The 22,200-nt window shown below is 72.3% G+C and carries 24 protein-coding genes; 19 read left to right on the top strand and 5 right to left on the bottom strand.

Going from position 1 to position 22,200, the window contains the following annotated elements; genetic code table 11:
• The first annotated feature begins 5 nt into the window (after positions 1-5).
• The 6 genes from ybeY to era all read left to right on the top strand — a co-directional run bounded on the left by ybeY (position 6) and on the right by era (position 4,313).
• Positions 6-503 carry an rRNA maturation RNase YbeY gene (gene ybeY, locus ACIRPP_RS23660; RefSeq protein ID WP_164333491.1) on the top strand — a complete coding sequence of 166 codons (498 nt, stop codon included), beginning with the start codon at positions 6-8 and terminating at the stop codon, positions 501-503.
• On the top strand, positions 500-1,810 hold the full coding sequence (locus ACIRPP_RS23655) for a hemolysin family protein (RefSeq protein ID WP_403646226.1): 1,311 nt from the start codon (positions 500-502) through the stop codon (positions 1,808-1,810). The genes ybeY and ACIRPP_RS23655 overlap by 4 nt, the downstream gene beginning before the upstream one ends.
• Positions 1,807-2,166 carry an MmcQ/YjbR family DNA-binding protein gene (locus tag ACIRPP_RS23650; RefSeq protein WP_403646223.1) on the top strand — a complete coding sequence of 120 codons (360 nt, stop codon included), beginning with the start codon at positions 1,807-1,809 and terminating at the stop codon, positions 2,164-2,166. Before ACIRPP_RS23655 ends, ACIRPP_RS23650 begins: the two co-directional genes overlap by 4 nt.
• A gap of 16 nt (positions 2,167-2,182) precedes the next feature.
• A complete protein-coding gene (locus ACIRPP_RS23645) occupies positions 2,183-2,536 on the top strand; it encodes a cytidine deaminase (protein ID WP_403646221.1) in 354 nt (117 codons plus the stop codon).
• A gap of 215 nt (positions 2,537-2,751) precedes the next feature.
• Complete coding sequence (locus tag ACIRPP_RS23640; RefSeq protein WP_403646218.1) at positions 2,752-3,231, top strand: hypothetical protein; 480 nt, start codon at positions 2,752-2,754, stop codon at positions 3,229-3,231.
• A gap of 128 nt (positions 3,232-3,359) precedes the next feature.
• Positions 3,360-4,313, top strand: coding sequence for a GTPase Era (era, locus tag ACIRPP_RS23635; RefSeq protein ID WP_403646215.1), 954 nt, complete (start codon positions 3,360-3,362; stop codon positions 4,311-4,313).
• Between the two features lie 381 nt (positions 4,314-4,694).
• On the opposite strand, the gene ACIRPP_RS23630 is transcribed toward era, so the two are convergent.
• The 3 genes from ACIRPP_RS23630 to ACIRPP_RS23620 form a co-directional block, all read right to left on the bottom strand.
• Positions 4,695-6,005 (bottom strand): GH1 family beta-glucosidase, encoded by a 1,311-nt coding sequence (locus ACIRPP_RS23630; RefSeq protein WP_403646212.1) that lies wholly within the window; start codon positions 6,003-6,005, stop codon positions 4,695-4,697.
• A 78-nt stretch (positions 6,006-6,083) separates the two neighbouring features.
• Complete coding sequence (locus ACIRPP_RS23625) at positions 6,084-6,350, bottom strand: protealysin inhibitor emfourin (protein ID WP_403646209.1); 267 nt, start codon at positions 6,348-6,350, stop codon at positions 6,084-6,086.
• 94 nt (positions 6,351-6,444) lie between these two features.
• Positions 6,445-7,512 carry a M4 family metallopeptidase gene (locus ACIRPP_RS23620; RefSeq protein WP_403646207.1) on the bottom strand — a complete coding sequence of 356 codons (1,068 nt, stop codon included), beginning with the start codon at positions 7,510-7,512 and terminating at the stop codon, positions 6,445-6,447.
• A 329-nt stretch (positions 7,513-7,841) separates the two neighbouring features.
• On the opposite strand from ACIRPP_RS23620, the gene leuA reads away from it, so the two are divergent.
• From leuA to ACIRPP_RS23585, 7 genes are all read left to right on the top strand, one after another.
• Positions 7,842-9,563: a 2-isopropylmalate synthase gene (gene leuA, locus ACIRPP_RS23615; RefSeq protein WP_403646204.1), complete on the top strand. Its 1,722-nt coding sequence runs from the start codon at positions 7,842-7,844 to the stop codon at positions 9,561-9,563.
• 215 nt (positions 9,564-9,778) lie between these two features.
• Positions 9,779-10,483, top strand: a complete 705-nt coding sequence (locus ACIRPP_RS23610) for a TerB family tellurite resistance protein (RefSeq protein ID WP_403646201.1) — start codon at positions 9,779-9,781, stop codon at positions 10,481-10,483.
• 109 nt (positions 10,484-10,592) lie between these two features.
• The gene (locus ACIRPP_RS23605; protein WP_403646199.1) at positions 10,593-12,443 is read left to right on the top strand and encodes an SCO2524 family protein; all 1,851 of its coding nucleotides are present in this window, start codon (positions 10,593-10,595) and stop codon (positions 12,441-12,443) included.
• A gap of 80 nt (positions 12,444-12,523) precedes the next feature.
• A complete protein-coding gene (locus ACIRPP_RS23600; RefSeq protein ID WP_403646196.1) occupies positions 12,524-13,492 on the top strand; it encodes a hypothetical protein in 969 nt (322 codons plus the stop codon).
• A gap of 170 nt (positions 13,493-13,662) precedes the next feature.
• Positions 13,663-15,738, top strand: coding sequence for an MMPL family transporter (locus ACIRPP_RS23595; RefSeq protein WP_403646193.1), 2,076 nt, complete (start codon positions 13,663-13,665; stop codon positions 15,736-15,738).
• 80 nt (positions 15,739-15,818) lie between these two features.
• The gene (locus ACIRPP_RS23590) at positions 15,819-17,063 is read left to right on the top strand and encodes a sensor histidine kinase (RefSeq protein ID WP_403646392.1); all 1,245 of its coding nucleotides are present in this window, start codon (positions 15,819-15,821) and stop codon (positions 17,061-17,063) included.
• The gene (locus ACIRPP_RS23585; protein WP_403646190.1) at positions 17,060-17,722 is read left to right on the top strand and encodes a response regulator; all 663 of its coding nucleotides are present in this window, start codon (positions 17,060-17,062) and stop codon (positions 17,720-17,722) included. The genes ACIRPP_RS23590 and ACIRPP_RS23585 overlap by 4 nt, the downstream gene beginning before the upstream one ends.
• A gap of 13 nt (positions 17,723-17,735) precedes the next feature.
• Here ACIRPP_RS23585 and ACIRPP_RS23580 read toward each other — a convergent pair whose 3' ends face one another.
• A complete protein-coding gene (locus ACIRPP_RS23580) occupies positions 17,736-18,008 on the bottom strand; it encodes a hypothetical protein (protein ID WP_403646187.1) in 273 nt (90 codons plus the stop codon).
• Between the two features lie 270 nt (positions 18,009-18,278).
• On the opposite strand from ACIRPP_RS23580, the gene ACIRPP_RS23575 reads away from it, so the two are divergent.
• The 6 genes from ACIRPP_RS23575 (at position 18,279) to ACIRPP_RS23550 (ending at position 21,633) form a co-directional block, all read left to right on the top strand.
• A complete protein-coding gene (locus tag ACIRPP_RS23575; RefSeq protein ID WP_403646184.1) occupies positions 18,279-18,872 on the top strand; it encodes an ArsR/SmtB family transcription factor in 594 nt (197 codons plus the stop codon).
• 11 nt (positions 18,873-18,883) lie between these two features.
• On the top strand, positions 18,884-19,078 hold the full coding sequence (locus ACIRPP_RS23570) for a hypothetical protein (RefSeq protein WP_403646181.1): 195 nt from the start codon (positions 18,884-18,886) through the stop codon (positions 19,076-19,078).
• Between the two features lie 485 nt (positions 19,079-19,563).
• Entirely contained in the window at positions 19,564-19,770 is a 207-nt protein-coding gene (locus ACIRPP_RS23565; protein WP_403646178.1) for a hypothetical protein, read from the top strand.
• Positions 19,767-19,982, top strand: a complete 216-nt coding sequence (locus tag ACIRPP_RS23560; protein WP_403646175.1) for a hypothetical protein — start codon at positions 19,767-19,769, stop codon at positions 19,980-19,982. Before ACIRPP_RS23565 ends, ACIRPP_RS23560 begins: the two co-directional genes overlap by 4 nt.
• A 21-nt stretch (positions 19,983-20,003) precedes the next feature.
• Complete coding sequence (gene recO / locus ACIRPP_RS23555) at positions 20,004-20,750, top strand: DNA repair protein RecO (RefSeq protein ID WP_403646172.1); 747 nt, start codon at positions 20,004-20,006, stop codon at positions 20,748-20,750.
• 37 nt (positions 20,751-20,787) lie between these two features.
• The gene (locus tag ACIRPP_RS23550) at positions 20,788-21,633 is read left to right on the top strand and encodes an isoprenyl transferase (protein ID WP_403646169.1); all 846 of its coding nucleotides are present in this window, start codon (positions 20,788-20,790) and stop codon (positions 21,631-21,633) included.
• Positions 21,634-21,772: 139 nt separating this feature from the next.
• Here ACIRPP_RS23550 and ACIRPP_RS23545 read toward each other — a convergent pair whose 3' ends face one another.
• Positions 21,773-22,192, bottom strand: coding sequence for a Fur family transcriptional regulator (locus ACIRPP_RS23545; protein WP_403646166.1), 420 nt, complete (start codon positions 22,190-22,192; stop codon positions 21,773-21,775).
• Positions 22,193-22,200: the final 8 nt, after the last annotated feature.

The following is a 22,200-nucleotide window of genomic DNA, read 5'->3' as shown; positions in this document are numbered from 1 at the left end:
ACCAGATGTCGATCGACGTCAACAACGAGTCCGGAACCGAGGTCGACGAGCAGGCGATCCTCGACATCGCCCGCTACGCCCTGGCGCGCATGCGCATCCACCCGCTCTCCGAGCTCTCGGTGATCGTCGTGGACGCCGGCGCCATGGAGCAGCTGCACATCCAGTGGATGGACCTGCCGGGGCCCACGGACGTCATGTCGTTCCCGATGGACGAACTGCGTCCGCCGTCCAAGGACGACGACGAGCCCCCGCAGGGTCTGCTCGGCGACATCGTGCTCTGCCCCGAGGTCGCCGCCCGGCAGGGCGCCGAGGCGCCGACGCAGCACACCATGGACGAGGAGCTCCAGCTCCTCACCGTCCACGGGGTGCTGCACCTGCTGGGCTACGACCACGAGGAACCCGACGAGAAGGCCGAGATGTTCGGCCTGCAGGCCGCCATCGTGGACGGCTGGCGCGCGGAGAAGGGCCTGACCGGCCCGTCCCCCGCGCCGACCGTGTCATGAGTCCCGGACTCCTCCTCGGCGCGGTCGCGCTGGTCGTCGTCGCGTGGCTGTTCGCCTGCGCCGAGGCCGGCATCGCGCGGATCTCCACCTTCCGCGCCGAGGAGGCCGTCCGGTCCGGGCGGCGGGGCAGCTCCGGGCTCGCGCAGCTCGCCGCCGACCCGACCCGGTATCTCAACGTGGCTCTGCTGGTCCGCGTGGCCTGCGAGATGGCCGCCGCCGCCCTGGTCACCTACGCCTGTCTGCAGGAGTTCGACGGCACCGCCGAGGCCCTGCTGGTCGCCATAGCGGTCATGGTGCTCGTCTCCTACGTGGCCGTCGGTGTCTCCCCGCGCACCATCGGCCGGCAGCACCCGCTGAACACCGCCACGGCCGCCGCGTACGTCCTGCTGCCGCTGGCCCGGATCATGGGCCCGATCCCCTCCCTGCTGATCCTCATCGGCAACGCCTTCACCCCGGGCCGGGGCTTCCGGCGCGGCCCGTTCGCCTCCGAGGCGGAGCTGCGCGCGCTGGTGGACCTCGCGGAGAAGGAGTCGCTGATCCAGGACGAGGAGCGCCGCATGGTGCACTCGGTCTTCGAGCTGGGCGACACCCTGGTGCGGGAGGTGATGGTGCCGCGCACCGACCTGGTGGTCATCGAGCGCTACAAGACGATCCGCCAGGCCCTCACCCTCGCCCTGCGCTCCGGCTTCTCCCGCATCCCGGTGACCGGGGAGAACGAGGACGACATCGTCGGGATCGTCTACCTCAAGGACCTGGCCCGCAAGACGCACATCAGCCGCGACGCGGAGAACGAGCTGGTGTCCACCGCGATGCGCCCGGCGTTCTTCGTGCCGGACACCAAGAACGCGGACGACCTGCTGCGCGAGATGCAGAAGGAGCGCAACCACGTCGCCGTCGCGGTCGACGAGTACGGCGGCACCGCGGGCATCGTCACCATCGAGGACATCCTGGAGGAGATCGTCGGGGAGATCACCGACGAGTACGACCGGGAGATCCCGCCGGTCGAGGAACTGGGCGACGACCGCTACCGGGTCAACGCCCGCCTCGACATCACCGATCTCGGTGAGCTGTACGACCTGGACGAGTACGACGACGAGGACGTGGAGACCGTCGGCGGCCTGCTCGCCAAGGCACTCGGCCGGGTGCCGATCGCCGAGGCGTCGTCCGTGGTCGACCTCCCCGACGGCCGCTCGCTGCGGCTGACGGCGGAGGCGGCGGCCGGCCGCCGCAACAAGATCGTCACGGTGCTGGTGGAGCCGGTGGCCCCGCCGCCCCCGCCGCCGGAGCCCGTGGAGCCGGCCGGATGACCCCGCAGGAGCTGCGCGCCCTGTGCCTGTCCTTCGGCGCGGCCGTCGAGGACTTCCCCTTCGGCCCGGAGACCTCCGTCTTCAAGGTCCTGGGCAAGCTGTTCGCGCTGACCGCCCTGGACGCGCGGCCCCTGAAGGTCAACCTCAAGTGCGACCCGGACGACGCGGTGCGCCTGCGGGCACAGCACCACGGCCTGATCGTCCCCGGCTGGCACATGAACAAGCGTCATTGGAACACCGTCACGGTGGACGGCCCGCTGCCCGCCCGGCTCGTCCGGGAGCTGGTGGAGGACTCCTACGACCTGGTCGTGGCCGGGCTGCCGCGCGCGGACCGGCTGCGCCTGGACCGGCCGTGATCCGTATGCTCGGGGCATGACCGACAGCAGCGCGCTCGACCCCGAGGACCACAAGATCGTCACCCTGGCCCGTTCCACGCGGGCCCGCAACGGCGTGCCCGAGGGTGCCGCCGTGCGTGACGGGAACGGCCGCACGTATGCCGCGGGCACCGTGGCCCTGGACTCCCTCCGGCTGAGCGCCCTGCGGACGGCGGTGGCGATGGCGGTGGCGTCCGGGGCGACGTCCCTGGAGGCGGCGGCCGTGGTGACCGAGGCCGGTGGGGTGACGGACGAGGACCGCGCGGCGGTACGCGATCTGGGCGGGCCCGCCACTCCGGTGCTGCTGGCCGGTCCCGACGGGACCGTGCGGGAGACGGTGCCGGCGGGCTGACCCCACCTGCTGTTACCGGCGGTAAATAGGCCAGATTTCAACCTTGTCGCGCGCTGCCTCTCGCGCATCAATGGAACCGGGCCGATCTGATGCCACGTCAGGTCGGTCCGGTGCGCAGCGGGTCCGGACCCCGTCAGCCGATCAGTTCCCCGCACAGTTCCCCCGCCGGAGTCCCCCACGGGACTCCCCCCACACGGAAAGGGAGCCGGAATCCCATGAGAGGCAAGCGATACGGACTGGGCCTGTCCCTGGCGGCAGGCACCCTCGCGGTCTGCGGACTCGCCTTCGCCCCCGCCGCGGCGGCCGTCGCCCCCGGGTCGGCCACCGTCAACGCCGACTGCGGCACCTGGGGCGGCGGCGACGCCACCCTGACGGCGACGCAGAACGGCACATCCGCCACCGTCACCATCAACACCTCCGCGGTCACCGCACCGCTGGCCATCGGCAAGGACTCCCTGGCGTCCGAGCTGAAGATGGTGAAGGAGGGCGGCGGCACCGTCGTCTTCAAGGGCACCAAGAACCCGGCCATGGCGACCGGCGACGCCCTCGAGGTCGGTCCCCTCACCGGCACCGTAGCCTCCGGGGACACCCTGGAGGCCTTCGGCGGCACCCTGAAGGTGACCGCGTTCGGCTTCATCACCATCACCTGCACGGCGACGGCACCGCAGTCGCCGGGCCCGTTCGTCTTCGACTGATCCGCCCGGGCGGACCGCCGGGCCGGACCCCCACGGGTGTCCGGCCCGGCCCCGCGCCCGAGCCTGCCGCGCGAGCGCGGGGCGCGCATGGTGCCGCGGGGGTCGGGGGATCAGGGACAATGGGCGGCATGAGCGTTCGTACCCAGTCATCCGAGCCGCCGGTCGAAGCTGTTCACCGGGCCGGCTTCGCCTGCTTCGTGGGCCGCCCCAACGCGGGCAAGTCCACCCTGACGAACGCGCTGGTCGGGCAGAAGGTGGCGATCACCTCGAACCGGCCGCAGACCACCCGGCACACCGTGCGCGGCATCGTGCACCGCCCGGACGCGCAGCTGATCCTGGTGGACACCCCCGGGCTGCACAAGCCGCGCACCCTGCTCGGCGAGCGGCTCAACGACGTGGTCCGCACCACCTGGGCCGAGGTCGACGTGATCGGCTTCTGCCTCCCCGCCGACCAGAAGATCGGCCCCGGCGACCGGTTCATCGCCAAGGAACTCGCCGGGATCAAGAAGACCCCCAAGGTCGCCATCGTCACCAAGACCGACCTGGTGGACAACAAGGCGCTGGCCGAGCAGCTGATCGCCGTCGACCGGCTGGGTCAGGAGCTGGGCATCACCTGGGCGGAGATCGTGCCCGTCTCCGCGACGGCGAACCAGCAGGTCGGCCTGCTGGCCGACCTCCTCATCCCGCTGATGCCCGAGGGCCCGGCCCTCTACCCCGAGGGCGACCTGACCGACGAACCGGAACAGGTCATGGTCGCGGAACTGATCCGCGAGGCGGCCCTGGAGGGCGTCCGCGACGAACTCCCGCACTCCATCGCGGTCGTCGTCGAGGAGATGCTCCCCCGCGAGGACCGCCCCGCCGACAAGCCCCTGCTCGACATCCACGCCAACCTGTTCATCGAGCGCCCCAGCCAGAAGGGCATCGTCATCGGCCCCAAGGGCAAGCGCCTGAAGGACGTCGGCGTCCGGTCGCGCCAGCAGATCGAGGCCCTGCTCGGCACCCCGGTCTTCCTCGACCTGCACGTGAAGGTCGCCAAGGACTGGCAGCGGGACCCGAAGCAGCTGCGGCGGCTGGGGTTCTGAGGCGGGCGGGGTCGGAGCAGGCGCCTGAAGGGCGTCGGTGTCCGGTCCCGCGAGCGGATCGAGGCCCTGTTCGGCACGCCGCCGCGTGGCGGTAGCCGCATGTCGATGCAGCCTGGACCTGCACGTGAAGGTTGCCAAGGACTGGCAGCGGGGTCCGAAGCAGCTGCGGCGGCTGGGGTTCTGAGGCGGGCGGGGTCGGGGCAAGCGCCTGAAGGGCGTCGGTGTCCGGTCCCGCGAGCGGATCGAGGCGCTGCTCGGTACGCCGCCGCGCGGCGGTAGCCGCATGTCGATGCAGCCTGGACCTGCACGTGAAGGTTGCCAAGGACTGGCAGCGGGACCCGAAGCAGCTGCGGCGGCTGGGGTTCTGAGGCGGGCGGCGGGTCAGCCGCGCTGCTGCCGCAGCAGCTCCCTGTACCAGGCGTACGACGCCTTCGGCGTGCGCTTCAGCGTGTCGAAGTCGACGTGGACCAGCCCGAAGCGGCGGGCATGGCCCTCGGCCCACTCGAAGTTGTCCATCAGCGACCACACGAAGTAGCCCCGCACGTCCACGCCCGCCTCCAGCGCCCGGTGCAGGGCGCGGATGTGGCCGTCCAGGTAGGCGATGCGCTCCGGGTCGTCGACGCCCTCGTAGGAGCAGCCGTTCTCGGTGACGACGACCGGGGGGAGCCGGTCGCCGTAGCGGTCGCGGAAGGCCGTCAGGATCTCCGTGAGCGCCTCCGGGACCACCGGCCAGCCGAAGTCGGTCACCGGTCGGCCGGTGATCTCCCGTACGGAGAAGGGCAGTTCGGCCGGCATCCGGACCCCGCCGAAGTCGATCTCGGTGCCCTGGGGGGCGCCCACGCGGGTGGGCGCGTAGTAGTTGATCCCGTACCAGTCGAGGGGTTCGGCGATGACCTCCAGGTCCGCCGTCACGTCCCCGGGCATCAGCTCGCCGAGGCCGTCCGGGTAGCTCCCGAGCAGCAGCGGGTCGGCGAACAGCCGGTTCAGCAGCAGGTCGTAGAAGCCGGCCGCCTCCACGTCCGCCGCATCCTGGGACGCGGGCCAGGTCGGGCCGTGGGAGTTGGCGATGCCGATGTCGCGAGCACCGGACGCGCGCAGTGCGCGGACCGCGAGACCGTGCGCGAGGAGCTGGTGGTGGGCCACCGGCAGCGCGTCGAACAGCAGCTTCAGCCCGGGTGCGTGGATGCCGAGGGCGTGGCCCAGCAGGGTGTGCTCGGCGGGCTCGTTGAGCGTGATCCACTTCGTCACCCGGTCGCCGAGCCGCCCGGCGACCCGGGCCACGTACGTGGCGAACCGCTCGGCCGTGTCCCGTTCCCGCCAGTCCATCCCGGCCGGCAGGTCCCAGTGGAACAGGGTCGGCACCGGCCGCACCCCCGCCGCGCACAGGTCGTCGACCAGCCGGTCGTAGAAGTCCAGCCCGCCCCGGGCCCGCACCCGCGGCCAGGACACGGAGAAGCGGTACGCGTCCACGCCCAGCCCGGCCAGCAGCGCCACGTCCTCGGTGTGCCGGTGGACGTGGTCGCAGGCCACCTCGGCGGTCGAACCGTCCCGCACCCGGCCCGGCTCGGCCGTGAACACGTCCCACACGGACGCCTCACGCTCGTCGGCCGCCCCCTCGATCTGGTGCGCCGAGGTCGACACACCCCACAGGAAGCCGTCCGGGAAACGGGGGACCGGGTTCGTCGTCGCCATGGCACGGATCATCCGTACCGCCGGTCATCGAAGTCAACGCCCCGGCGGCAAACGGCTGTTACGCGCCCTCCTTCAGCACTACGCGCCCTCCTTCAGCACGCGGACGACCAGCGCGCGCTGCTCGTCGGTCAGGCGGGGGTCCGCGCAGTACACCGTGCGGCCGTCGACCGTGATCCGGTAGCCGAAGCCGTCCGGCACGCCCATCGGCGGCGACCCGCTGCCCGCGGCCAGCGCCCGCTCGGCCAGGGTGTGCCACTCCGCGGCGTCGGCCCGGCCCGCGGTGTCCACCTCGGCCTCCCGCTCGATGCCCGCGAACCCGCCCGTGCGCCGCACCTGAATACGCATGGGTTCCTGTCTAGTACGAGAAGGGACGTCACGCCTACCCGGCGGGAGCCGCACGGCGCCGGCGTGCGCCCGCACGTCCGGCCCGGCGCGCGGGCTACAGCGTCCGCACGCCGACCCGCTCCCACGCCTTCGTCACCGCCAGCAGCTCCTCGCCCTCCCCGTACCGGGCCCGCGCCGCCTTCACCGTCAGCGTCGCGAAGTCCGTGAACATCGCGTCCTGCGGCAGCTCCCCGCCGGTCAGCACGTCGTACCAGATCTGCCCGGCCCGCTCCCAGGCGTGCCCGCCCAGCGTGGTCGCCGCCAGGTAGAAGGCGTGGTTGGGGATGCCGGAGTTGATGTGCACGCCGCCGTTGTCCCGGCCGGTGCGGACGTAGTCGTCCATCGTCGCGGGCTGCGGGTCCTTGCCGAGGACGTCGTCGTCGTACGCCGTGCCCGGCTCCTTCATGGAGCGCAGCGCCGTGCCCGTGACCCGCGGGGCGAGCAGCCCGGCCCCGATCAGCCAGTCGGCCTCGGCGGCGGTCTGGCCCAGCGAGTACTGCTTGATGAGCGCGCCGAAGACGTCCGACACCGACTCGTTGAGCGCTCCGGACTGGTCGAAGTAGGCCAGGTTGGCGGTGTGCTGGGTGACGCCGTGCGCCAGCTCGTGGCCGATGACGTCGATCGGGAGGGTGAAGTCGAGGAAGATCTCCCCGTCCCCGTCGCCGAACACCATCTGCTCGCCGTTCCAGAAGGCGTTGTTGTAGTCGCGGTCGTAGTGCACGGTCGCGACGAGGGGCATCCCGGCGCCGTCGATCGAGTCGCGCCCGTACGCCGACAGCAGCAGCTCGAAGGTGGCGCCCAGGCCCGCGTAGGCGCGGTTGACGGTGGCGTCCTGGCCGGGCTCGTCGCCCTCGGCGCGCACGGTCCGGCCGGGCAGACCGGTGCCGTGACCGGCGTCGTGGACCGTGCGGTGCGGCGTCCCCGGCTCGGCGGCGAGCGGGGCGACGGCGCGGGCGCCGACGACCGTGGTCACGCGGCGCTGGGTGCGCTCGTAGGCGTCGCGCTGGAGGGTGCGGCGCGCGGGTCCGGCGAGCACCGGGTCGTCGGCCTGCGCCAGCCGGTCGAGGACGTGGGGCGGGACGATGGTGCAGAAGACGGGCTCGAAGCCCCCGTGACGGGTCATACTCCGCACCATCGCACTGCGTGACAGAGCTGTCACTACCCGCAACAACGACGGGTGAAATGAACCCCCGACACCCGCCTTGTCCGTCCTGAGTGTGGTATCAAGCACTTTTTGCCCGCTTTGCCCGGCCGGTCCCGCATACTGATACACGCCCCCGCACGCAGCACGACTCGGTTAAGCTGCGGAGCATCATGCGTTTCGGGCTGCTTCTCCTTAGCTGCCGCGGCGAGGGCCTGCAGTAGAGGCCGACCCCCTCCCCGCGGAGTTTGGCGCTGCGCCGTCGGCCGTCCATCCGGACACCCCGCGGACCCCCGAGGAGCCCACGCACCATGGCAAACCGCCAGCAGCCCAGCCCCATGCCGTTCCACAAGTACGGCCGCTACGACCAGGTCGACATCCCCGGCCGTACGTGGCCGGACAACCGGATCACCCAAGCCCCCCGGTGGCTCTCCACCGACCTGCGTGACGGCAACCAGGCGCTGATCGACCCCATGTCGCCCGCCCGCAAACGCGCCATGTTCGACCTGCTGGTCAGGATGGGCTACAAGGAGATCGAGGTCGGCTTCCCCGCCTCCGGCCAGACCGACTTCGACTTCGTCCGCTCGATCATCGAGGACCCGGACGCCATCCCGGACGACGTCACCATCTCCGTACTGACCCAGGCCCGCGAGGACCTGATCGAGCGCACGGTGGAGTCCCTGAAGGGCGCCCGGCGCGCCACGGTCCACCTGTACAACGCCACCGCGCCCGTCTTCCGCCGCGTGGTCTTCCGCGGCTCCAAGGACGACATCAAGCAGATCGCCGTGGACGGCACCCGCCTGGTGATGGAGTACGCGGAGAAGCTGCTGGGCGAGGAGACCGAGTTCGGCTACCAGTACAGCCCGGAGATCTTCACCGACACCGAGCTGGACTTCGCCCTGGAGGTCTGCGAGGCGGTGATGGACGTCTACCAGCCCGGCCCGGGCCGGGAGATCATCCTCAACCTGCCCGCCACCGTGGAGCGTTCCACGCCGTCCACGCATGCCGACCGCTTCGAGTGGATGGGCCGCAACCTGTCCCGCCGCGAGCACGTCTGCCTGTCCGTCCACCCGCACAACGACCGCGGCACCGCGGTGGCCGCCGCCGAGCTGGCCGTCATGGCCGGCGCCGACCGCGTCGAGGGCTGCCTGTTCGGGCAGGGCGAGCGCACCGGCAACGTCGACCTGGTCACCCTGGGCATGAACCTGTTCTCCCAGGGCGTGGACCCGCAGATCGACTTCTCCGACATCGACGAGATCCGTCGCACGTGGGAGTACTGCAACCAGATGGACGTCCACCCGCGCCACCCGTACGTGGGCGACCTGGTCTACACGTCCTTCTCCGGCTCCCACCAGGACGCCATCAAGAAGGGCTTCGACGCCATGGAGGCCGACGCGAAGGCCAAGGGCGTCACCGTCGACGACCTGGAGTGGGCCGTCCCGTACCTGCCCATCGACCCCAAGGACGTCGGCCGCTCCTACGAGGCCGTCATCCGCGTCAACTCGCAGTCCGGCAAGGGCGGCATCGCCTACGTCCTGAAGAACGACCACAAGCTGGACCTGCCGCGCCGGATGCAGATCGAGTTCTCGAAGATCATCCAGGCGAAGACGGACGCCGAGGGCGGCGAGGTCACCCCCGCCGACATCTGGGCCGTCTTCCAGGACGAGTACCTGCCGAACCCGGACAACCCCTGGGGCCGCATCCAGGTCGCCAACGGCCAGTCCACCACCGACCGCGACGGCGTGGACACCCTCACCGTCGAGGCCACCGTGGACGGCGAGCAGACGACCCTGACGGGTTCCGGCAACGGTCCGATCTCGGCCTTCTTCGACGCCCTGCAGGCGATCGGCGTCGACGTGCGCCTGCTGGACTACCAGGAGCACACCATGAGCGAGGGCGCCTCCGCGCAGGCCGCCTCCTACATCGAGTGCGCCATCGGCGACAAGGTTCTGTGGGGGATCGGAATCGACGCGAACACCACGCGCGCCTCCCTGAAGGCGGTCGTCTCCGCCGTCAACCGCGCGGCCCGCTGACCAGCCGCTTCGACGGACCCCAGGGCTCCGTCCGCCCCCGTGGGCGGGCGGAGCCCCCGTCGTATACCGGCCAAAGACCTGTGGAGGTCACGGAGAGGTCTCGTCCGAGGTGCTGACTCCGGCTCACAGATGTGGCTAACATCACGCAAGCGGCAATGGTGCCGTGGGGGCACCGCCCGCGCCGTCCGGCAGCGGGGGAGTTGTGGAGGTGCGACGTGCTGCCAGGACGGGAACCGAACGGCCGTGCCGCCGCTGCCTCCGGGCTGTCGCGCCTGCTGGGCACCCGCACGGCGTGGACCCCGGCCGGCGACGGCGAGTTCTTCTGCCCCGGCTGCGGAGGCGACCGCAACTACCAGCGGCTGACCGGACAGCGCCGCTTCTCCTTCCTCGGCGTGCCCGTGCTGCCCCGCGGCGCGACCGGTCCGGTCGTCGAGTGCGCCGCCTGCCGCCGCCACTTCGGCACCGACGTCCTGGACCACCCGACCACCACCCGCTTCTCCGCGATGCTCCGCGACGCCGTGCACACCGTCGCCCTCGCCGTCCTGGCCGCCGGCGGCACCTGCTCCCGCGCCGCCCTGGAGACGGCCGTCACCGCCGTCCGCGCCGCCGGCTTCGACGACTGCACCGAGGACCAGCTGGCCTCCCTCGTCGACGACCTGGCCGCCGACACCGGCCGGTTCACCGGGGAACCCTGCGCGGCCGGCCTCGCCATCGAACTCCACGAGGCCCTCGACCCGCTCGCCCCGCACCTCGCCGCCGCCGGCCGCGAATCGATCCTCCTCCAGGGCGCCCGCATCGCCCTCGCCGACGGCCCCTACACCCCGGCCGAACGCGACGCCCTCGCCACCGTCGGCGCGGCCCTCACCATCTGCTCCGACGACGTCACCCGCCTCCTCACGGCGGCCAGAACGCCGTCATAGCGCGTCGGTGCCGACGCACGCACCGGCCGGGAAGTCCGGGATTGCGACGGCCCCGTCACGGGGACGATTCCCTCACACAGGGCAAAACGACCTGTACGGGGGGTAGGGGATGCGGATCGAGCCGCGCCGGGATCTGCTGGACATCTGGGCCGCGGTGGCCCGCCACCACGCCATCGGCGAGGAACCCGTCGGCCTCGGCACCGAGCACCCCGACAGCCTCACGGACGCCGAGCGGCTGCTGTGCCTGCTGTACCCGGCGACCGAGGTCCCCACGTTCCGCCTCGACCAACCGGACTTCACCGAGCGGGACGTGCTGGCCGCCCTCGCACCGCTCGGTGACCGACGGGCCGTCCCCGCCCATCTGATCACCGAGCTGAGCCGTTTCCTGTACACCCACACGGCGGACGACGGCACCCCTTCCTTCACCGCGGGAGCCTGCCTGCACGCCGACCCCGGATGTGGCGCCGAACCCACCGACCGGCAGCGCGCGTTGGACGTCGTCGGCTCCTGCGCCCGCTCCGTCACCCTCTGTCTCGCTGCCCTCGGCTTCCTGAGGGTCCTCCGGGACTCCTCCCCAGCAGAACCAGGCGTGAGGATCGACGTGTTGACGGAAGTGACGTCCGCCCGGCTGACCGCCGCGATGATGGGCCTGCTGCGCTCCTTCACCGTCGACGTCGTCGACCCGGAATCGGCGCGGGCGCGCCGGCTGCTCGTGCTCCTCGGACAGAACAAGGCTGCCGACCATGAGGTACTCCGGGAGTTCCACCGCAGGTCCCGCCCCCTGCGCGAAGTGATCGTGCAGAGTCTCGCCCTGGGTATCCAGGTCGATGAGCTCATGCACCGAGACACTCTCTTCGAGTGCGGCTGGACCTGGGGAGTGGTACGGAATGCGCCCCGGATCACCGGGGAGAAGGACGTGCCCTTCCCCGGCCAGCGAGACGGTGTCGCCGCCCCACTGCCCCACCCGTACTTCACCCTCGTCGCGCTGGACGCCGTGCAGGGCCTCTTCTCGGAACGCACCCTCACGCTGGGACTGCTCGACCCGGTCCAGCAGCGGTTCGCCGACGCTTTGCGCCTGCGGTGCGAACTCGCCGAGCGGTACTGGTCGCTCGCCGCCCGCTTCAGCGACCGGCGCTGGCCTCTTGAGGACATCCCCTGGCGCATCCCCGGCCAGGGGCCGGAGTCGGAGCACCACTCCCTCTCCGTGACGGGCATAGTCATTCACGACCTGCTCCGTCGCAGGGCCGTCCACCGCCACGACGTGCCGCGTACCGTCACCGTCCTGGAGCGCCTCGCCGACCGGGCCCGCATCACCAGCCGAGCCGTGCGCCACGACCCCGCCCTCGCCCTGCACGACCCGGGCGTCACCCTGCCGCTGACCGGGTCCGAGCGGTCCGGTCCGCTTCTGGGGTGGCGCACGGACGATTTCTCGGCCCAACTGCTCAGGCGCACCCTGGCTCTGGCCGCACGCGTAGAGGACAGCGCCGCGCGGGACCGCCTGCTGTCCCTGGCCGAGCAGACGTACGCGCACCTGTGGGAGCGGTGGCGGAACCGGGGAGGGGCCGTGAGTCTCCGGGAAGGCCGGACGGCGGATCACCCGGACGTGCCTGCGACGGACCGCCTGCCGCTCTGGCAACTCACCTCGGATCTCACCGACGGCCTCGTCGCTGCCGCGTCCCTGTACCGGCAACCGGCCCTGACCAGTCCCAGGATGGAGGAGCTGGCCCGTGACCTGCTCACCGAAGCCACCGGGCTGTGGGAGTGGTTGCACGTGGTCATGACGGTCGACGGGAAGACGGGACAGCAACTGAGCCGCATCAGAGAACGGCTCGACCACGCCCGCGCCTTGATTGATGAGCGGCCCGCCACGGCGTTCGCCTTCGCCCTCGAGGTACTCCGGGAGCTCGACGTACTCCGGGAGCGCGACACCCGCACTCGGCCGAGCGATCCGTCCTGTTGACGTGCTCGCCACCGGGCATGCCGCCCGGAACCCGGACACCACGGCCGACGCCCGACCGCCCACTCCCTCAGGGGGCTTCCATGAGCACAGCACAGCCGCCCGTCGCCCCGGACACGCCGGACCGGGCCCGCGGGGCAGCCGGACACCGGCGGGGCACACCCGCGTCGGGGCGGCGGAGGGCCCTGGTCGTGGGTGTCGTCGCCGGTCTGGTCGTGTGGGGCGTGGCCGCGCTGCTGAGCCCCGAGGACGGTGCCGGGCGGCACCTGGCCGCCGCCGCGCTGTGTGCGCTCGGCGCGGTGGCCGTCGCCCACCTGTGGGCACCGCCGGAGCATCCGGCACCGGAGGAGGGCGGGCAGGCCGTGCCGCCGGACCCTGGGCGGCGCGGGCGCACCGGCGGGCAGACCGCGGGCGCCGAAGCGGCCGAAGGCACCGGAGCGCCGGTGGAAGGGCCCCCGCTGCTGCGGGAGTTCGCCCGGCTGGAGACGGAGCGGGTCGCGCGGCAGATGGCGGAGCTCGCCTCACTGGCCGTGGAGTGCCCGGGGGAGAACCACGACTGGCTGCTCTCCCTCACCCGTGCCGCCGAGCAGTCCGTGCGGGCCACCAGTACCTCCGTCGACCTGGGGTTCTGGAACAGCGAGCCCGCCGGCCGCTACCTCGACGCCCAGCACGAGGCGATCACCGACCGCGGGGTGCCGGTGCGGCGGCTGTTCCTGGTGGAGCGCGCCGCGCAGCTGGACGACGCACTGCTGCGGCTGTGCGAGGAGCAGGAGCTGCTGCGCATCGACGTGCGGGTCGTGGTGCTGCCGGAGCTGCCCCCGCACCTGGCGCGCGGGACCACGTTCGACGGCGTGGTCTTCGACGAGGAGGTGTCCTACGAGACCGTGCGGGACCTGCGCGAGGTGAACGCCCGGACACGGATCGACGCCCGGCCCGACCACGTGCGGAGCCGCACGCGCCGCTTCGAGGAGCTGTGGGAGGCCGGGATGGGCCTGCGGGAGCTGGAGGGACGGGTGGACGACGAGGAGGACGGCACCTGGATGACCGGCTGAGGCCGATCGCTGCTCCGAGGCCCCCGGCACGGTTACTCCCCGGGGAGTAGTGCGGCCCGCGCACCGCCCTGCGCAGTACCGCGCAACTCGGCCTCACGCCCGACGAATCCGCCCCGCCCCGACGGGAGTCTGGAGGCGACCGGACAGTCGAGCGGAGGGAGGCCCGTCGCATGGGGGCCGGAAGCAGTGTGACGCGGCGGCGGGCCGTGCCGTGGGTGGTGGTCGGCCTGTGGCTGGCCGCGCTCGTGCTCGTGGGGCCGCTGGCGGGGAAGTTCGGCGGCATCCAGCAGAACCGGGCCACGGACTATCTGCCGGACAGCGCCGACTCCACTCAAGTGGCGCGCATCCAGGACCGGTTGCCCGGCGGTGAGGCGACCGACCTGGTGCTGGTCTACCACCGTGACGGCGGACTGACCGCCGCCGACCGGAAGGCCGCCGCCGGGCAGGTCGCCGAGGTCGGGGACACCTACGAGCTGGCGGGCGCCCCGCGCGGTGTTCCCTCGGAGGACGGCAGCACGCTGATGTTCGCGGTCTCCAGCACCGAACCCGGCCAGGACGAGGAGGCCAGGACCGCCTTCGTCGACGGGGTGCGCGAGATCGCCGAGGGCGGCGACGGGCTGCGCGTCGAGGTCGGCGGGCCCGGCGCGCTGACCACCGACATGAACAAGGTGTTCGAGACCGTCGACGGCACCCTGCTGATGGCCACTCTCGGCGTCGTCACGGTGCTGCTGGTGCTGATCTACCGCAGCCCGTTCCTGTGGCTGGTCCCGCTGGCCGTCGCCGGTGTCGCCACCACCGTGGCGATGGCCGCCGGGTACGGACTGCACGAGCTGTTCGACGTCACCGTCACCGGGCAGAGCGGCGGCATCATGACCGTCCTCGTCCTGGGCGCCGGAACCGACTACGCGCTGCTGCTCGTGTCCCGCTACCGGGAGGAACTGCGCCGCCACGAACGCCCCTACGACGCGATGCGCGTCGCCCTGCGCGGCTGCGGGCCGGCGATCCTCGCCTCCTCCGGCACGGTCGCGGCCGGACTGCTGTGCCTGCTCGCCGCCGACCTCAACAGCAGCAGCGGCATGGGCCCGGTCGGCACGATCGGTGTCCTGTCCGCACTCATCGCCATGACCACCCTGCTGCCCGCCGTGCTGGTGCTCCTGGGCCGCCGGGTGTTCTGGCCGCTGATCCCCGCCTTCGGCAGCGAACCGAAGGCCCGGCGCACCGTGTTCGCGGTCATGGGCACCTCCGCCGCCCGCCGCCCGAGGACCGTCCTCACCGCGGGTGCCGTCCTCCTCGGCGCCCTCGCCCTCGGCACGCTCGGCCTCACCGGCGACCTCAAGCAGGAGGACTCCTTCACCGACCGGCCCGAGTCGATCGCCGCCATGGACACGCTCGCCCGGGAGTACCCCGAGCGCGGCAGCCGCCCCCTCACCGTGATGGCACCCGCCGGGCGCGCGGACGCCGTGGTGGCCGAGGCCCGCGCCACCGACGGTGTCGCGGAGGTGACCCCGGGCCGTGAGGGTGATGGCTGGACCGAGATCGCCGTGTTCACCACGGCCGCCCCCGAGTCCCCGGCGGAGACCCGCACCGTCGAGGCGCTGCGCGACGGACTCGACGATCACGGCGCCTACGTCGGCGGGCCCAGCGCCCAGCGGCTCGACCTCGCCGACAGCGAGGCCCGGGACCGGTCGGTGGTCGTGCCGCTGGTGCTGGCCGCCGTGTTCCTCATCCTGGTGGCTCTGCTGCGCAGCCTGGTCGCACCGCTGCTGCTGCTGGGCGCGGTGGTCGCGGTGTGGGGCGCGGCGCTCGGCATCGGGGGCCTGGTCTTCGAGCCGCTGTTCGGCTTCGCGGGCACCGACCCCGGGCTGCCCCTGCTGTCCTTCGTGTTCCTCGTCGCGCTCGGCGTCGACTACGGCATCTTCCTGCTGCACCGGATGCGCGAGGAGTCCCTCGGCGGCGCCGAACCGGAGGCCGCCGCGCTGTCCGCGCTGCGCACCACCGGCGGGGTCATCGCCTCCGCGGGCATCGTGCTCGCGGCGACGTTCGCCGTCCTCACCACCCTGCCGCTGGTGGCCCTCGTCGAGCTCGGCTTCGTCATCGCGGTCGGCGTGCTCCTGGACACCTTCCTGGTGCGGACGTACCTCGTCACCACGGCGAGTGTGCTGCTGCGCCGCCGGCTGTGGTGGCCGGGCCGGCTCTCCCGCGCCCCCGAGCCGGTCCGGCCGGAACGGCAGCCCGAGCCGGTGTAGCGGCGGTGCGACGACGCGAGGGTGCCCCGGCCTCCCGCCGGGGCGCCCTCCACCGGGAGGATGAACCCGTGCAGCAGCCCATGACGACAGCCGAGCAGGCGCCGCCCGGCCGGTCCAGGATCGGCTACCGGGTGATGGCGGCGCTCAACCGCGATCCCCTGACCGCCCCGCACGCCGTCCGCAACGACACCGTGCTGGCCGGGTGCCTGGCCGTCGCGGCCCTGGTGCTGGCCCTGATCGTCGACCCCGCCCGGTCGCCCGACGCGCTCGGCTGGACGCTGCTGCTGGCCGCGCATCTCCCGCTGCCGTGGCGCCGCCGGCGCCCGCTGACGGTGCTCCTGCTGGTGCTGGCCGCCGCCGCGCCGTACCACGCCCTGGACAACACCCACGCCGCGCCCGTCGCGGCCACCATGGTCGCCCTGTACACGGTGGCGGCGACCACCACCCCGCGCCGCACCCTGCTCATCGGCTCCGTCGTCATCGGCGGCACGCTCACCGTGAACGCGCTGACCAACCCCGAGGGCCTGACCGAGCTGCTGCGCATCCTCGGCTGGGCGGTCGCCGTGCTGGTCTTCGGCGTCGACGTCCGTTTCTACCGCCAGTACGTCGCCGCGATCGTGGAACGCGCCGAGCGCGCCGAACGCACCCGCGAGGAGGAGGCCCGCCGCCGGGTCGCCGAGGAACGCCTGCGCATCGCCCGCGACCTGCACGACCTGCTCGCGCACAGCATCACCGTCATCGGGGTGCGGACGTCGGTCGCCGCGCACGTCCTGACCGCCGACCCGGAACGGCTCGACCGGGAGGCCGTCGCCCGGTCCCTCGACGACATCGCCGAGGTCTGCCGTACCGCCCGCGGCGAACTGCGCACCACCCTGGAGGTGCTGCGCGAACACGGCGCCGACGCCCGCGGCCCGCTGCCCGGACTCGACGGTCTGCCCGACCTGGTGGCGAGCGCCCGCCTGGCCGGGGCCCGCGTCGAGCAGACGGGCCGGACCGGCGAGGTCCCGCCCGCCGTCGGGGCCGCCGCCTACCGCATCGTGCAGGAGGCCCTGACCAACGTGGTGCGCCATGCCGGCCCCGACCCGGCCGTCCGGGTCGACCTGCGGGCGGAGGACGGCGCCCTGCACCTGTCCGTCACCGACGACGGCACCGGCCCGCCGCCCGGCCGTCCACCCGGATTCGGCCTGACCGGCATGCGCGAGAGGGCCCGCAGCGTGGGCGGCACCCTCGACGCCGGGCCGCGTGAGGACGGCGGTTTCCACGTGACGGCGCGACTGCCCCTGACGACGACGCCCGCCACCCCGACTGCCCAGGGAGCCCGATGACCATCCGCGTGCTGCTCGCCGACGACCAGAGACTCGTGCGGGAGGCGTTCGCCATGCTCGTCGACTCGGCCGCGGACATGGAGGTCGTCGGTCAGGCCGGCACCGGCCGCGAGGCCGTCGGACTGGCCCGCGCCCGGCGCGCCGACCTCGTCGTCATGGACATCCGCATGCCCGACCTGGACGGCATCGAGGCGACCCGGCTGATCGCGGCCGACGACGACCTCGCCGGGGTGAAGGTGCTCGTCCTCACCACCTACGACACTGACGAGAACATCGTCGACGCGCTGCGCGCCGGCGCGTCCGGCTTCCTGGTCAAGGACACCCGGCCGGCCGACCTCCTCGACGCCGTCCGGACCGTCGCCGCCGGCGACGCGCTGCTCTCCCCGGGGCCCACGGCCCGCCTCATCCAGCGCTTCCTGAGCACCCCGGCGCCCGCGGTGGCCCACGGCCCGGAGTGCCTGTCCGACCGCGAGCGGGAGGTCCTCACCCTCGTCGCGCGGGGCCTGAACAACGGGGAGATCGGGGAGGCGCTGGGGCTCAGCCCGCTCACCGCGAAGACCCACGTCAGCCGCATCATGGGCAAGCTGGACGCCCGGGACCGGGCCCAACTCGTCATCGTGGCCTACGAGTCGGGTCTGGTGGCCCCGGGCGCGGTCTGACGGTCGTCCCGGCTCAGAGCGTGTGGTGCAGCCAGCGCTGGATGGTGGTGTTGATGCTGCCCGGCAGCGCGCTGAGGCTCTCGATCGCCTCCCGGTCCTCCGGGCGCGGCGGGATGCCGGCGGCGGTCAGCGCGGCGTGCAGGTCCAGCCGCCGCCGGTCACGCGGGTCGAGGACGATGTCGAGGCGGTCGGCCGGGTCCGGCGGGGACAGCAGGTAGTCGTCTCCGCACGCGTAGGGGTCGACGAAGACATGGTCCGAGCCGTACTCGAAAGCGGTGGCGGTCATGTCGGTCTCCTCACCAAGGGGTGTCGGTTCTGCTGGACAGGAGCCCCCGGGCACCGGTGCCGGTTGCGATCCGGGCGAAACGTCACGCCGACGGCGTCATCGCCAGTTCATCGTCCGGTCGGACGAACGGCCCGGAGCCGCGCCCACGTGCAGCGGACCCGGGCCCGGAGCCCGCCTGGGTGCAAAGAACCCGCTGCAAAGGTCTGGATGCAAAGCAGTCAATGCAAAGAAACCCTTGCAAGCACTTCTTTGTATTGCTACGGTCGTGCCATGACCGATTCCCCGGATCCCTCTCAGCCGCAGCTCCACAGCCTCGACGCCCGCTCGCTGCGTGGGCTCGCCCACCCGATGCGCATGCAGCTGCTCAACCTGCTGCGCCGCGGCGGTCCCGCCACCGCCTCCCAACTGGCCGCCAAGCTGGGGGAGTCCAGTGGTGCCACCAGCTACCACCTGCGCCAACTGGCCTCCTACGGCTTCGTGGAGGACGCGCCGGACCGCGGCAAGGGACGCGAGCGGTGGTGGCAGGCCGTCCACGAGGGCGTCCGCTTCGAGTCCGCCCTGCTCCAGGACAGCGACCCCGAAGTGCGCGGCGCCGCCGACCTGTTCCTGCACGAGGTCGCCAACCAGCACACCCAGGAACTCGCGACCTGGCTCGGCACCCGCGACGACTGGTCGCAGGAGTGGCGCGACAGCTCCGACATGAGCGACTGGACGCTCCACCTCACGCCCGAGACGGCCCGCGAACTCGTCGCGAAGATGCACGACCTCGTCGCGAGCTACCGCACGCCGGCCTCCGACGCGGGTACGCCGGAGACCGAGCAGGTGCGCATCCACACCCACCTCATGCCCGTCCCGAAGAACTGAGAGGCCACCCGATGCATCCCGAGACGCACCTCATCCTGCACGGTGTCCGCGCGGCGGAACTCCGCGCCGAGGCGGGGAGCTGCCGTCCGGCCGGCGCGCCCCGGCGCCCGGGGCCGCTGCGGACGCGGGTCGGCTGGACCCTGGTCGAGATCGGCCTGCGGCTGGCAGCGGTGCGGGGTACGGCGGCGGTGGCTGCCGTGTCCTGATCCGGAGGCGGGTCGGCCGCCTGCCTTGTTGCTCCCCGCGGGGACAACACCGGTTACTCCGCCGGCGACTTCGCACTCGGGCTCCGGAGGAGAGCGGGAATCGGCGCGGGTGAAGTAATCCGCATACCGCCGGTCGCATCAGGGTGCGCCGCACCCGCTCGAAAATACCGTCGGTTTGCAGAGCGGACTCGATCCGCTGCTCCACATCCCATTGTCCTTTCCGAATAGCCCGTTCGGACTCCCTGATTCAGGCGCCAGGGACGAAGACCCCCGGACCTCACGCCACCTGCGCGAACCCCACTTCCTCACGCCTCCCGCTCAGTTCGCGCCGAAGAACTCTCGCACGGCCTGCCGTGAACCGTTGGCCATCGATCAACCCCTTTGCGCGGCCCTCCACTTGTACCTCCCGAAACTCTTCCGAGTGTAGGGACGGGACCTCACCCTTGGGGTGAGAAGAGTGAAAGCCGAAAAGAAAGGGGAGCACGGTGGAGGCACAGCACTCGGCGCTCTGCGTCGAAGAAGCGGAGGAAGTGGTGAAAGAATTGCGGGCGGCGTTCGCGAAGGCCGGAATTGTGGTGCCGTCACGGGGGCCGGCCCCGGTGAGTCTTGCGCGGGAGGTGCCCTGTCCCCTCGTCGACCTGGGGCGGATCCCCGTCCGCACCGCGCAGCGGCTCGCGGCGGTGGTGCGGTGAGGCCGGCCGTCGGCGCGCACGTCGTGGACACGGTGACCGGCCGGATCGGGGTCGTGATGGGGCACGAGGGGCCCTACGTACAGCTGAGACCGTACGGCGGGGGCTGCGAGTGGGACGCGGAACCGGAGGCCGTTCGGCAGGCCACCGCCGCGGAGCGGCTGCGTGAGGCGATGGCGCATGCCCGTGCCCGCAGCCGCGGTGAGGTGCCGTGAACGTAGGAGACAATGGCCGGCATGAGTCTGTTCCGCGACGACGGCATCGTGCTGCGCACCCAGAAGCTGGGTGAGGCGGACCGGATCATCACGTTGCTCACGCGCGGTCACGGCCGGGTACGCGCCGTGGCGAGGGGGGTGCGCCGGACCAAGTCCAAGTTCGGTGCGCGCCTCGAACCGTTCTCGCACGTGGACGTGCAGTTCTTCTCCCGGGGGAGCGACCTGGTGGGCCGCGGCCTGCCCCTGTGCACGCAGAGCGAGACGATCGCCCCGTACGGCGGCGGCATCGTCACGGACTACGCGCGCTACACGGCCGGGACGGCCATGCTGGAGACGGCCGAGCGGTTCACCGACCACGAGGGGGAACCGGCAGTGCAGCAGTACCTGCTGCTGGTCGGCGCCCTGCGGACGCTCGCCCGGGGCGAGCACGCCCCGCACCTCGTGCTCGACGCGTTCCTGCTGCGCTCGCTGGCCGTCAACGGCTACGCGCCCAGCTTCGGCGACTGCGCGAAGTGCGGGATGCCCGGCCCGAACCGGTTCTTCTCCGTCGCGTCGGGCGGTTCCGTCTGCGGCGACTGCCGGGTGCCCGGCAGCGTCGTACCCTCGCCGGAGGCGCTGGAACTGCTCGCGGCGCTGCTCACGGGCGACTGGGAGACCGCGGACGCGACCGAGGCGCGGTACGTCCGGGAGGGCAGCGGGCTGGTGTCCGCCTACCTGCACTGGCACCTGGAGCGCGGGCTGCGCTCCCTGCGGTACGTCGAGAAATAGCGAACAGAACGAACAGCCAGAGGGAGACGAGAGACACATGGCCGTACGCGGGTTCCTGGGGCGTCAGCGACGGGAGTACAGGACGCCGGAACCGCACCCCTCCGGCGCCCGGCCCCCGAAGGTGCCCGGGGAACTGGTGCCCCGGCATGTGGCGATCGTCATGGACGGCAACGGCCGGTGGGCCAAGGAGCGCGGACTGCCGCGCACCGAGGGGCACAAGGTCGGCGCCGAGCGGGTGGTGGACGTGCTCCAGGGCGCCATCGAGATGGGCGTCGGGTCGATCTCGCTGTACGCGTTCTCCACCGAGAACTGGAAGCGGTCGCCGGACGAGGTGCGCTTCCTGATGAACTTCAACCGCGACTTCATCCGCAAGAGCCGCGACACCCTCGACGAACTCGGGGTGCGGGTGCGCTGGGTGGGGCGGATGCCCAAGCTGTGGAAGTCGGTGGCCAAGGAGCTCCAGATCGCCCAGGAGCAGACCCAGGACAACGACCGGCTCACGCTCTACTTCTGCATGAACTACGGCGGCCGGGCGGAGATCGCGGACGCCGCGCAGGCGCTCGCGGAGGACGTGCGGGCCGGGCGGCTCGACCCGTCGAAGGTGACCGAGAAGACGTTCGCGAAGTACCTGTACTACCCGGACATGCCGGATGTCGACCTGTTCCTGCGGCCCAGCGGGGAGCAGCGCACGTCCAACTACCTGCTCTGGCAGAGCGCGTACGCGGAGATGGTGTTCCAGGACGTGCTGTGGCCCGACTTCGACCGGCGCGACCTGTGGCGGGCCTGCCTGGAGTTCGCCTCCCGGGACCGCCGGTTCGGCGGGGCGATCCCGAACGAGGAGCTGCTGGCCATGGAGGGCCGCGCCGAGGTGCGCGAGGGCTGACGCCCGCCCGGACCCGGGCCCGCCGGGCGGCGTCGGCGGGTGCCGCGCCTGCTCCCCCCGGAGGTGCCCGTGAGACAGCCGGTTCACGCGCGAGGGGCCCGGAAGCCACCTGGCTTCCGGGCCCCTCGGCGTCACGGACTCAGTCGGCGCAGGCCGCCGCGCACTCCGCGCAGGTGCCGAAGATCTCCACCGTGTGGGCCACGTTGACGAAGCCGTGATCCGCGGCGATGGTGTCGGCCCACTTCTCCACCGCCGGGCCCTCCACCTCGACGGCCTTGCCGCAGCCGCGGCAGACCAGATGGTGATGGTGGTCGTCGGTGGAGCAGCGGCGGTAGACCGCCTCGCCCTCCGCGGTGCGCAGCACGTCCACCTCGCCCGCGTCGGCGAGGGACTGCAAGGTGCGGTAGACCGTGGTGAGTCCCACCGAGTCGCCCTTGTGCTTGAGCATGTCGTGGAGTTCCTGAGCGCTGCGGAACTCGTCGACCTCCAGAAGCGCAGCCGCCACGGCGGCGCGCTGCCGGGTGGCGCGGCCCCTCACGGGCGGTCCAGCGGTGGTCACCGGTTGCC

The organism is Streptomyces sp. NPDC101219 (assembly GCF_044767675.1).
GTDB lineage: Bacteria > Actinomycetota > Actinomycetes > Streptomycetales > Streptomycetaceae > Streptomyces.
Note: the sequence above shows the minus strand (reverse complement) of the source record. Positions and strands in the feature narration are given on the sequence as shown.